The sequence below is a fragment of the Stenotrophomonas sp. 112478_Sma genome, from assembly GCF_056479905.1.
On sequence record NZ_CM151072.1, the window covers coordinates 4,287,225 to 4,298,662 of the forward strand.

The 11,438-nt window shown below is 66.3% G+C and carries 9 protein-coding genes; 2 read left to right on the forward strand and 7 right to left on the reverse strand.

All coding sequences use genetic code 11. From position 1 onward, the window contains the following. Positions 1-2: 2 nt before the first annotated feature. Positions 3-1,172, reverse strand: coding sequence for a class I SAM-dependent rRNA methyltransferase (locus tag ACZK08_RS19480; protein WP_053517230.1), 1,170 nt, complete (start codon positions 1,170-1,172; stop codon positions 3-5). 350 nt (positions 1,173-1,522) lie between these two features. Here ACZK08_RS19480 and ACZK08_RS19485 point away from each other — a divergent pair, with 350 nt between their 5' ends. Together ACZK08_RS19485 and ACZK08_RS19490 are read left to right on the forward strand one after the other, a co-directional pair. After that, a complete protein-coding gene (locus ACZK08_RS19485) occupies positions 1,523-2,485 on the forward strand; it encodes a TerC family protein (protein WP_053517229.1) in 963 nt (320 codons plus the stop codon). A 103-nt stretch (positions 2,486-2,588) separates the two neighbouring features. Continuing rightward, positions 2,589-3,359 (forward strand): rhomboid family intramembrane serine protease, encoded by a 771-nt coding sequence (locus tag ACZK08_RS19490; RefSeq protein ID WP_053517228.1) that lies wholly within the window; start codon positions 2,589-2,591, stop codon positions 3,357-3,359. Between the two features lie 69 nt (positions 3,360-3,428). Here ACZK08_RS19490 and ACZK08_RS19495 read toward each other — a convergent pair whose 3' ends face one another. The 6 genes from ACZK08_RS19495 to rpmH all read right to left on the reverse strand — a co-directional run bounded on the left by ACZK08_RS19495 (position 3,429) and on the right by rpmH (position 11,184). Beyond that, on the reverse strand, positions 3,429-4,544 hold the full coding sequence (locus ACZK08_RS19495; RefSeq protein ID WP_065182139.1) for a glycerophosphodiester phosphodiesterase: 1,116 nt from the start codon (positions 4,542-4,544) through the stop codon (positions 3,429-3,431). A 143-nt stretch (positions 4,545-4,687) separates the two neighbouring features. Then, entirely contained in the window at positions 4,688-6,037 is a 1,350-nt protein-coding gene (gene mnmE, locus ACZK08_RS19500; protein WP_478452372.1) for a tRNA uridine-5-carboxymethylaminomethyl(34) synthesis GTPase MnmE, read from the reverse strand. 3 nt (positions 6,038-6,040) lie between these two features. Beyond that, complete coding sequence (locus ACZK08_RS19505) at positions 6,041-8,713, reverse strand: polysaccharide deacetylase family protein (RefSeq protein WP_065182137.1); 2,673 nt, start codon at positions 8,711-8,713, stop codon at positions 6,041-6,043. A 115-nt stretch (positions 8,714-8,828) separates the two neighbouring features. After that, entirely contained in the window at positions 8,829-10,544 is a 1,716-nt protein-coding gene (gene yidC, locus ACZK08_RS19510; RefSeq protein ID WP_065182136.1) for a membrane protein insertase YidC, read from the reverse strand. After that, positions 10,544-11,038 carry a ribonuclease P protein component gene (rnpA, locus tag ACZK08_RS19515; RefSeq protein WP_080375251.1) on the reverse strand — a complete coding sequence of 165 codons (495 nt, stop codon included), beginning with the start codon at positions 11,036-11,038 and terminating at the stop codon, positions 10,544-10,546. Before rnpA ends, yidC begins: the two co-directional genes overlap by 1 nt. A gap of 5 nt (positions 11,039-11,043) precedes the next feature. Then, positions 11,044-11,184: a 50S ribosomal protein L34 gene (gene rpmH, locus ACZK08_RS19520; RefSeq protein WP_005411729.1), complete on the reverse strand. Its 141-nt coding sequence runs from the start codon at positions 11,182-11,184 to the stop codon at positions 11,044-11,046. Between the last annotated feature and the right edge of the window lie 254 nt (positions 11,185-11,438).

Genomic DNA, 11,438 nt, shown 5'->3' on the forward strand with positions numbered 1-11,438 from the left:
GGTCAATCAACCACGCGGCAGAACACCGCCTTCAGGTAACGCGATTCCTGCACGTGGGCCATGAACGGATGATCCGCGCCGGCACCGGCAACCTTCAGGATCTGCAGGGTGCGGCCGGAGAAATAGGCCGCACGGCGCAGCATGTCCAGGAACTGGTCCTCGGCCACCAGGCCGGTGCAGGAGAAGGTGGCGAACAGGCCACCGGGCTTGACCACGCCCAGCGCCAGCTTGTTCATGTCCAGGTACTTCTTCAGCGCATTGATCACCTGGTCGCGGTCGCGGGTCATCTTGGCCGGATCCAGGATCACCACGTCGTACTGCTCACCGCGGTTGGCGGCATCGCGCAGCCACGGGAAGATGTCGGACTGGATGAACTTCGGGCGCACGTTGTTCAGGCGCGAATTGCCCTTGGCGATCTGGATGACGTCTTCATCGATGTCGATGCCGACCACGTCCGAGGCCCCGCGTGCCGCTGCATAGACCGCGAAGCCGCCGGTGTTGCAGCACAGGTCGAGCACGCTCTTGCCTTCCACCTGCTGGCTCAGCCATTGCCGGTTCTCGCGCTGGTCGGCGAAGAAGCCGGTCTTGTGCGCGCCGGCCGGATCGGCGCGGAACTTGATCCCGTACTCTGTGATCACCGACGCTTCGGTGGTGGTGTTGCCGTGGAAATCGAAGCTTTCCTGCTTCTGCACGTGTTCGTCGGCGAAGCTGTGGAAGCGGCAGCCGGGGAACTGCTCACGCAGCGCATCGTAGATCCACTCGCGGTGGCGGAACATGCCGGCGGCAAAGAACTCGACCACCACCAGGTCGCCGTAGCGATCGACCACCAGGCCGGACAGGCCATCGCCCTCGCTGTGCACCACGCGCCAGGCGTCGGACACGGCGTCCAGCTTCAGCACGTCACGGCGCAGCGACACCGCCTGGGCGATCTTGCGCGAGAACCAGCCGGCATCAACCGCAACGGCCTGATGGGTTTCAAGAATGCGCACGGCGATGCGCGAGTGCCCGTTGTAGAACCCGCGCCCGATGAATTCCCCGTCCACCCCGACCACGTCGACGAGGGAACCGGGCTTGGGCCGGACGGTCGGCTTCTCGACCAGTTTCTGGAAGATCCACGGGTGGCTGGAGCGCCACGCGTTCTTGAGGCGGACAACGGGAAGGGGGGTATTCATCCACCTATTGTAAACCGGCCGCCGGGAGTCAGATCCCCGCAGGGGCTCTGACCCCTCTCTGGCGGGAACATGGGCTCGGGGCCCCTGCGGGGATCCGACCCCGGTGCCCGGGCATTTGACGGCGGACGCGGCAGGCCGCAGAATCGGCGCCAGAAGGGGAGTAGCTCCCAGACGTTGTCGCCGTCATTTCGAGCCCGCAGGCTCCGGTGCAACGGCAGTTCCAGCCGACTGGAACTGCGAGCGAGACCTTCGCCGTACTGGCGAAGCTCTGTCCCTGGATCCCCTCCCGATCCTCCGTTGCAGATCCTCGCCGTCCGGCCTGGCATTCATCTTTCCAACGGACATTCCCAATGCAGACGATCGGTAACATGTGGTTGTGGGGCGGCTTCGCAGCGGTGGTGGTCATCGCCCTGCTGGTCGACCTCGTGTTGATGCGCCATGGTGGCCCGCACAAGGTCACCTTCAAGGAGGCCCTGTGGTGGTCCATCGGCTGGGTCGCGCTGGCCCTGCTGTTCAACGCCGGCCTCTGGTACTACCTGAATGAGACGGCCGGCCAGGTCGTGGCCAACAAGGTCGGTCTCGAGTTCCTGACCGGCTACCTGGTCGAGAAGGCGCTGGCGGTGGACAACATCTTTGTCTTCCTGATGATCATGAGCTACTTCGCGGTGCCGGAGGAACAGCGCCAGAAGGTGCTGATCATCGGCATCCTGGGCGCGATCGTGCTGCGTACGATCATGATCTTCGCCGGCAGCGTGCTGATCAGCCAGTTCCATTGGCTGCTCTACGTGTTCGGCGCCTTCCTGCTGTTCACCGGCTGGAAGATGTGGTTTGCCGCCGGACAGGAGCCGGACCTGGAGAGCAACCCGGCCCTGCGCTGGATGCGCAAGCACCTTCGCCTGCTGCCGGAGTACGCCGGCAACGCCCTGAGCGTGAAGCGCGACGGCGTGCGCTGGTTCACCCCGTTGTTCGCGGTGCTGATCCTGATCGCCGTCACCGACGTGATCTTCGCGGTGGACAGCATCCCGGCGATCTTCGCGATCACCACCGATCCGTTCATCGTGCTGACCTCCAACGTGTTCGCGGTACTGGGCCTGCGTGCGATGTTCTTCCTGCTGGCCGGCATGGCCGACCGCTTCCACCTGCTGCCGTACGGCCTGGCACTGGTGCTGGGTTTCATCGGCATCAAGATGATGATCATCGACCTGTTCAAGATCCCGACCCCGGTCTCGCTGGGCGTGGTCGCGCTGATCATTGCCGCCACCGTCGTGCTGAGCCTGAAGTACCCGCCCAAGGAAGGCGAAGGCCAGGCCTGATCGCGGCTGGCAGACATGGCCAGCGGGATTGTCCCGCTGGCCGCTTCCACTCTCCCGCAGCGGTGGCCTTGGTTTCGCGCCAGCCACCGCCATTGCTTGAGGTATGAACAGCAACGCGCCCCTGCCCGCCGGCGACGTGCCGGCCCCCCGTAACGACCGCCTCCGCATCCTGCGGGCGTTCAATGTCAGCCTGGCCGCCGTGCTGGTGCTGGTGGTCGTGTTCGCCCTGCAGGGCACGTTCGACTGGCGCCCCTGGGCGGTAGCGCCGCTGGAAGCCAAGGGCCTGCTCGGCCTGCTCGGCGGCCCGCTGCTGCATGCCTCGGTCGAGCACATCGCCGCCAACAGCATCGCGATCCTGATCCTCGGCACCCTGGCCGGAAGCGTCTATCCCAGGGCCACCGTCCGCGCCCTGCCCCTGCTCTGGCTGGGATCGGGTGTGGGCGCATGGATGCTGGGCAATCCCGGCAGCGTCCATCTGGGTGCCAGTGGCGTGACCCACGGTCTGATGTTCCTGCTCGCCGGCCTCGGCCTGCTGCGTCGCGACCGCGCCGCCATCGCCACCGGCCTGATCGGCATGCTGTTCTACGGTGGCATGCTGATGACCATCCTGCCGCATGCCGACGGCGTGTCCTGGCAATCGCACATGGGCGGCGCCTTCGCCGGCATCATCGCAGCGCTGCTGTTCCGCACCGCCGACCCGCTGCCACCGCGTCCGCGCTACAGCTGGGAGGACGAGGAAGACAACGCAGAACCGCTGGCCGACGATGAACTGGAGCCGCCGTCGCCACACCGTGTGCCGGTCCTGTGGCAGCCGCGCGAAGGGCAGGATTACGTGGTCATCCCGTTCCGGCGGCCGGACGAACCGCGCGGCTGAGGTGGGATGGGTCCCGGGCATGGCCCGGCACCCGGGTAGCGCCGGGCCATGCCCGGCGGCGTTGACGTGTCAGTTCGCCGCGTTGCCCGCCGCGCCAGTGCCATCCACCGCCTGCCGGCCCAGCGCCGGGTCATCGGTGAAGAACGCATCGATGCCGGTGGCCAGATAGGCGCGCATCTCGGCGATCGAGCCTTCGGCGTTGCGCGCGTTGTCCGCCCCCCTGCGCAGGTTGCTGGGCTGGAACTGATTCTCCGGGCGGAAGGTATACGGGATCACCATCAGGCCGGCCGCGTGCGCATCGCGCACCAGCGCGGTCGGCGTTCCCAGTGCACCGTTGGCGTCCAGCGGAATGATCGAGCGCAGTTCAGGACCGATGCCATCGGCATAGGCCGCGATGTCCTTCAGGCCCGCTGGAGTCATCATCTGTGCATAGGTCAGCGTGCCCCCGGCCTTGGCGACGTCGGCCGGCTGGGTATCGCCCTTCCACAACAGCTGCAGCAGGCGGATGTTGCTGTCCTGCGGGATCTTGCTGCGCAGGTAACGCAGGTTGGCGGTCTCGAAGGACTGGATGGTGACCGGACCGACGTTGGTGTAGGCATTGCCACGCAGCGCGGCCAGCAGTTTGTCTTCCATCGGCAGACCGATGGACTGGAAGTAGGTCGGATGCTTGATCTCCGGCACCAGACCGATGCCTCGATTGGCGCGGCCGGCCTGCTGGACCAGGAAGGCGAGGATTTCATCGAGACTGGCGATGCGGAACTGGCCGTCGTAGGCCGTGCTGCGCAGGTCGGGCAGGCGTTCGCGCGCGTACAGCGTCTTCAGCTCGGCCAGGGTGAAGTCTTCGGTGAACCATCCGTCCACCGTCTGCCCGTCGATGACCTTGCGGGTGCGGCGGCTGGCGAATTCGGGATGCGAGGCGACATCGGTGGTGCCCCCGATCTCGTTCTCATGGCGGGCCACCATCACCCCGTCCCTGGTCATCACCAGGTCCGGTTCGATGTAGTCGGCTCCGTCGGCGATGGCCTGTGCATACGCAGCCAGGGTGTGTTCCGGCAGCAGCGCGCTGGCGCCGCGATGACCATAGACCGACGCCCTGGCCGCAGCCGGGAGAGAGGATTCAGCACTCATGGCCACCGATGGTGCCACGGCCAGCGACAACAGCAACGCACAACCCCACGACTTCACTGCAACGTCCCCCAACGGTAGGTGATGGGCGGCAGTATGCGGCGGCAATGTGACAGGTGGGGGACCTGGGGTCGGATCCCCGCAGCGGCTGTCACCCCATGTGGCAAACGGGGTCAGAGCCCCTGCGGGAATCTGACCCCGGCTTACTTGCCGATGCAGAAGCTGGAGAAGATCCGTCCCAGCAGGTCATCGGCGCTCATCTGCCCGGTGATCTCGCCCAGCGCGTCATGCGCCAGGCGCAGCTCTTCGGCTGCCAATTCCAGGTGTTCGTGGGCCAGCTCGCCATCAGCGCGACGGGCATGTTCCTGCGCACGCTCGATTGCATCCACGTGGCGGGTGCGCGCGGAGAACTCGCCGTCCACCTGTTCGCCCGCGCCTGCCGACGCGATCGCGCGCAGGCGCGCGTGGAGGTCGTCGAGTCCTGCACCGGTGGCGGCCGAAACGAACACACGGTCCGGATCGTCCACGGTTGGCCCGGCCTGCAGCAGATCCGACTTGTTGTGGATGTAGACCTTGTGCGGCACAGCCCGCACCGCTTCGCCGATGGCCGCCTCTCCCGCCGCCGGATCGCGTGCATCCAGCACGATCAGCGCCAGGTCGGTGCGTTCGATCTCCACGCGCGCGCGGCGCATGCCTTCGCGTTCGATGGCGTCGCCACCGTCGCGCAGGCCGGCGGTATCGACCAGGGTCAGCTCCAGTCCATCCAGGCGGATGGTCTCGCGCAGCGTGTCGCGCGTGGTGCCGGCGATGTCGGTGACGATGGCGCGTTCGCTGCCGGCAAGCGCATTGAGCAACGAACTCTTGCCGGCGTTGGGCGGGCCGATCAGCACCGCGTGCAGGCCATCGCGCAGGCGACGGCCACGCTCGGCATCGCGGCGCAGCAGGGCCAGGTCGCTGCGTGCCAGTTCCAGCCCGCGGCGCACCTGCGCGCCGCCCAGCGTATCCAGCGGCTCATCGGCAAAATCGATGGCCGCTTCCACATGCACGCGCAGCAGCACCAACTGCTCGACCACGGCGTCGATGCGGCGCGAGAACACCCCGTCCAGCGAGCGACGGGCAGCACGCGCGGCGCGGTTGTCGCCCGCAGCGATCAGATCGGCGATGGCCTCGGCCTGAGCCAGATCGAGCTTGCCGTTGAGGAAGGCGCGCTCGCTGAACTCACCGGGCCGCGCCTGCCGCGCGCCGAGCACGATGCAGCGTGCAACCAGTTGCTGCAGCAACACCGGGCTGCCATGGCCCTGCAATTCCACCACTTCTTCGCCGGTGAAGCTGTTCGGTGCCGGGAACCACAGCACGATGCCATCGTCGATCACCTCGCCGTCGGCGTCGCGTAGACGTGCGTAATGCGCGTGACGTGGGCGCAGGCCGGTTGCGCCCAGTGCGTTGGCGATGGCGCCGGCGCGCGGGCCGGACAGGCGCAGAATGCCGACGCCACCTGCACCTGGCGCGCTGGCGATGGCGACAATGGTGTCGGTGCGGGTCGCGTCGTTCATCACTCAGAGTTTCTCCAGCTGTGCGCGCGCCTGTGCAGCACCACTGCCCTGCGGCTGCAGCGCCAGGTAGGTGGTGTAGGCCTGCTTCGCCTTGGCCTTGTCGCCGGCGTTGAAGTAGGCATCGCCCAGATTCAGATAGGCCACGGCGCGCGATGGGTCGATCTTCAGCGTGTTCTCCAGCCAGCGCGCAGCTTCAGCGTAGCGCTGCTGGCGGTAGTAGACGAAGCCGAGGTTGTTCGCGGCCTGGGCGAAGTCCGGGCGAAGCTTCAGCGCCTCGGTGAACTGCGCGACCGCCTCGTCGTACTGCTTTTCCCGGTACAGCTGCAGACCTCGGTCATTGGCTTGCTGCGCGCGTTGGCGATCCGACGCAGGGCCGGCGCTGGGCACCACCAGCTTGGCCCTGCCGCCCTGCAGGTCGGCCACGGTCACTGGCGTCTGGCTGCCCTTGGCTTCACTGGCGGCCTCGACCTTGTTGTTCAGTGCGATCGCATCGGCAGTCAGCTGGCGCGTATCGGCGTTGAGGAATTCCTGGCTGTCCGGAACCTGGAACACGAACTCGCCGCCCTGCGAACCGGGCAGGCTGCCGAAGGCCGGCGTCTGGTGCGAAACGGCCGATACTGCCGGCGCCACGTAGGCGGCCAGTTCGGTACCGGTGATCAGGCCGTCGCCGTTGAGATCGCCCTTGCCGGCCAATGCCTGCAGCAGCACCCACGTGAACACCGAGTGCCCGTTCGGGCCGGCGTCGGCCACCTGCTGGTCGGCACCGCCGGCGGTCAACATCTGCCGCGCGCTGCGACGCGCGTTCTCGCGCAGGAACGACGACGACGAGGGGCCACTACGGGTCAGGCCCAGGCCGCTGTAGCAGGCATCCATCACGAACAGCACGTGCTTGGCCTGCATGCTCTCGGCGATGTTCTGGATGTCGGTCATCGCGATGGCGTCGGTGGCGAATTCCTTCGGGTCCGAATCGACCGGGATGATGTAGCCAAGGTCGCGTCCGGAGGCGAGCTGGCGGGTGGCGCCGTGGCCAGCGAAGAACACGAACACGCGGTCGTTCTTTCCGGTGCGGTCATCGGCCAGGCGGTCGTGGAAGGCGGCGAGGATGTTGTTGCGCGTGGCCTGCTCGTTCTTCAGCACGATCACCTGCGAGGACGGGAAGCCGAACTGCCCGGTCAGAGTGTCGGCGACCGCCCGCGCATCATGGCTGGCGTATTCCAGTTTCGGCCACTTGGCGTAGCTGTCGATACCGACCACGATCGCCCATGATTTCTCGTAGCCGGTGGTGACGGTGGCGGCACCGGCATCACCCTTGCGCGCACGCGCCACGGTGAAATCGCGGCCGTTCCAGCCGGCAAACTGGTAACCGTCGGCAATCAGCCGGTCGAGGATCTGCGGCAGCGCCTTCACTGCGCGATCGTGGATGTCGTGGAACAGGATGATGCCGCGCTGTTCCTTGTTCACCTGGTCGAGCACGCGCTGCACGATCGATTCCGGCACCGGATCGGCCCAGTCCATCGAGTCGATGTTCCACATGATCGACTTCAGTCCGGCCTCGTTCAGCAGCTGCATGCCTTCGGCGTTGCGCGCACCGTACGGGAAGCGGAACAGCGGCGCGCGCTTGCTGTCCACATCCTTCAACAGCGTATCGGTGTCCAGCACCTGCTGGCGCAGCGCATCACCGGTGGTGCGCGAGAGCTGCGCATGGGTCAGGCTGTGGTTGCCCACCGCATAGCCGTCTTCCATCAGCTGGCGGCTGATCTTCGCCATCGGGCCGAGACTGACCTTGCCATCGGCTTCCACCTTGCCGAGGTTGCGACCGACCTCGAAGAACACGCCCGGCACGTCGTAGCGTTTGAGGATGGCCACCACTTCATCGGTATAGGCCTTATGCGGGCCATCGTCGAAGGTCAGCACCACGGTCTTGGCCGGCAGGTCGCGGCCGAAGATCTCGCGGTCGCTGTCCTTCATCGACATCGGATACGGCTCGATCACCCCGTAGTCGCGCAGGATCGCTTCGCGACTGTAGTCCTTGCGCAGGTGGGCGATGTAGTCCTCCCACTTCTCGCGTTTGAGCCCGATGGCACGGGTGCGCTCGAAACGGCTGAAGATGCGGGTCAGTTCCTGGTTGTAGTTGCGCTCGATCTCATCGAGCGCTTCCAGATCCTCGCCGATGCGCTGGTGCAGCTTCACCGCCGGCAGCGAAGAGTCGGTGCCGATGCGCTCATGCAGATCGCGCAGCACTTCGCGGAAGGCCAGGCGGTCGGCGTCGAACAGTTCCGGCGCCGACTCGATGTAGTCCAGCACGGTGCCGAGAGTGGCGAAACGCTGGGAGCTGGAACCACGCAGCAGCGTATCGAACTGCGTGGCGATCGCCGTGCGCTGTTCCAGCCCATCGTGGAACAGCTGCTGGCCCACGCGTGTGGACCTACCACGATCGGCGGCCGACTGCTGTTCCTCGTCGGCCAGCAACACGATGATCCGGCGGTAGCCGTCGAGCTGCCTCTGCAACGCAGCCAGCAACGGCGCAGCAGCCGGATCGGCGGCCGCCGCCGCCTGCGGGCTGGGCTGGGTGACGGTGGTCGCCGGTGCCTTCGCATCCTTGTCACCACAGCCGGCAACGGCCAGGGTAAGCAGCAGCGAAGGAAGGAACAGGCGGAACGACGACGCACGTGGCATGGCCAACTCGGAAGTGGGAGGAACGGTGTGCGGGGAATTCTAACGCCGCATGCGAAAAGCCCGCCTTGCGGCGGGCTTCTGCTGCGGTCAGCCGGCCAGCGGCCGACTCTACCGATTACTTCTTCTTGACCGGAGCCGACGCGGCGGTGGCCGGGACCGGGTCGCCGCCATGGCGCTTGGTCATCCACCACTGCTGCAGCAGGCCCAGGCCGCCGTTGACCACCCAGTACAGGACCAGGCCGGACGGCATGAAGGCCATCATGACGCCGAACACCAGCGGCATGAACTGCATCATCTTCTGCTGCATCGGGTCCATGCCCGGCGCAGGCGTGAGCTTCTGGGTGAACCACATCACCGCCACGTTGATCACCGGCAGGATGAAGTACGGGTCACGCGCGGTCAGGTCCTGGATCCAGCCCAGCCACGGCGCCTGGCGCAGTTCGACCGACTCCACCAGCACCCAGTACAGGGCGAAGAAGATCGGCATCTGGATGAGGATCGGCAGACAGCCGCCCATCGGATTGATCTTCTCCTTCTTGTACAGCTCCATCATCGCGGTCTGGAACTTCTGGCGGTCATCGCCATAGCGTTCCTTCAGCTGCTGGATGCGCGGCTGGAAGCGGCGCATCTTGGCGCCACTCTTGTATTGCACGGCCGACAGCGGGTACAGCACCAGCTTAAGCAGCACCACCAGGCCGACGATCGCCCAGCCCCAGTTGCCGACCAGCTTGTGCACCTGGTTGAGCACCCAGAACAGGCCCTGGCCGATCACCGCCATCATCGAGAAACGGCTGTAGTCGACCACGCGATCCAGGCCCGGCACGTCTTCCTTGGCGATCAGGTTGACCAGCTTGGGGCCGACCCACAGGCGCGCTTCGGTGCTGGTGGACTGGCCCGGGGCCAGGGTAAAGGCCGGTCCGCGCGCTTCGATCAGGTCACGACCGTCCACCTGCGACAGCACGTAGTGGGCGACCTGGTCCTTCTGCGGGATCCACGCGGTGAAGAAGTGGTGCTGCAGCATCGCCAGCCAGCCGCCGGTGATGTTCTGGTTCAGCGCACCGTCCTCCAGGTAATCCTTGAACGCACGACGCTGGTACTTTTTGTCGTTGTCGTACCAGGTGGCACCGTTGAAGCTGAAGGAATCCGGGTTGGTCATGCTCCGCGACAGGATGGTCGGGGTGCGGTCCAGGGTGCGGTAGACGTAGCCGTTCCACGTGGTGGCGCCGGCATTGCTGACTTCATCCTTGAAGCGCACGGCGTACTCGTTGCGCGAGACGGTGAGGGTGCGCTTGATGGTCACGCCGTTGTCGGCGGTCCACACGAACGGGATCTGCAGTTCGTTCTGGCCCTTGGCCAGCACGAAGTCGCGGGTGTCACCGACCAGCTTGAAGCCGTCGGCGCCGGGCACCGGGGCGTTCTTGTCCTGGCTGGCCCAGCCGCTGATCGCGCTGTACGGATGCGCGGGATCTTCGGTCAGCAGGCGGACCGGCGGGCTGCCTTCATCCTTGGTCTGCGGGAACTGCAGCAGCTCGGCGTCGAGCACGCGGCCCCCGTCCAGTACCAGGCGCAGGACGTCGGTGGTGACGGTCACGCGCTGGGCGGCCGGGGTCGCGCTGGCCTGGGCCTGCGTGGGCGCCTGGCCCGGGGCTGCGGGCACCTGGGCGCTGGGAACGCTGCCTGCGGCGGCGCCCGGCACGGTCTGCGCCGCGGCCGGGGCAGAACGGGTCGTCGGAGCAGGGGGCGGAGCGGCCTGCTCGCGGCTCCACTCCATCCACAGCAGCACGGCCACCATCAGCCAGGCAAAAATGAGAAATACGCGGGTCTGGTTCATCAGCGGACAGGCTCGGCGGGGCCGGAACGCGGTGCCGGCTCGGTCAAAGAGGGAGTTGCGATGCCATCAGGCGGCGGCATTGTGCCGTCCACGCCCGGCGCGGGCAATGCACGCAGGCGGCGCAGCAGGCGCAGGAAGGCCTGGCGGATGTCGTCATTGCTGGCGTGACGCGCAGCACTACGGGCCACGACGACAAAGTCGCCTGGCTGGATATCGGTTCGTGTCTGACGCAGGATGTCGCGCAGGACGCGCTTGATCCGGTTGCGCCCGACGGCGTTCGGATCGACCTTGCGGGAAACCGCCAGACCCAGCCTGGCCGGCCGGTCAGCCGGCAGCCAGTGCAGGGTCATCAGCGGATCGGACACACGGCGGGCGCCGTTGAAGACCGTTGAGTATTCGGCACGCGTGCGAACCCGCGCAGAGCGAGGGAATCGCTTGCGCGGGTCTGCAGTATTCACTGTCGAAGGGATTGCGTCTGCCGCGATGTGCGGCATGGCAATCAGGCGCTCAGGACTTTGCGGCCCTTGGCGCGGCGACGCGACAGGATCTTGCGGCCGTCAGCGGTCTTCATACGGGCACGGAAGCCGTGGTCGCGCTTACGCTTGAGGTTGCTGGGCTGGTAGGTGCGCTTGGTGGCCATTGGGGCCTCTCGTATGAATGGGACGGAAAGAACCGGAAATTCTAGAGAGGTACCCCACCCCGCGTCAAGCCCTGGGGACTACGCGAATTCACCGGCCTGTGCAATAGCTGTGGATGTTTTTGTGAATAAGTAGGGGACAAGCATTCCGAAGGCGGGCGCTCGGTGGTAGTCTGAGCCATCCATTTCCCCCCTTTCCGGCCTGTGTTTGGGCGCCTTGTCGCGCCCCCACCCCGGCCATCGGACGATTATTGCTG

Coding starts and splice junctions, on each gene's coding strand:
- ACZK08_RS19480 (WP_053517230.1), bottom strand. CDS start 1,172: ATGAATACCCCCCTTCCCGTTGTCCGCCTCAAGAACGCGTGGCGCTCC.
- ACZK08_RS19485 (WP_053517229.1), top strand. CDS start 1,523: ATGCAGACGATCGGTAACATGTGGTTGTGGGGCGGCTTCGCAGCGGTG.
- ACZK08_RS19490 (WP_053517228.1), top strand. CDS start 2,589: ATGAACAGCAACGCGCCCCTGCCCGCCGGCGACGTGCCGGCCCCCCGT.
- mnmE (WP_478452372.1), bottom strand. CDS start 6,037: ATGAACGACGCGACCCGCACCGACACCATTGTCGCCATCGCCAGCGCG.
- ACZK08_RS19505 (WP_065182137.1), bottom strand. CDS start 8,713: ATGCCACGTGCGTCGTCGTTCCGCCTGTTCCTTCCTTCGCTGCTGCTT.
- yidC (WP_065182136.1), bottom strand. CDS start 10,544: ATGAACCAGACCCGCGTATTTCTCATTTTTGCCTGGCTGATGGTGGCC.
- rnpA (WP_080375251.1), bottom strand. CDS start 11,038: ATGCCGCACATCGCGGCAGACGCAATCCCTTCGACAGTGAATACTGCA.
- rpmH (WP_005411729.1), bottom strand. CDS start 11,184: ATGGCCACCAAGCGCACCTACCAGCCCAGCAACCTCAAGCGTAAGCGC.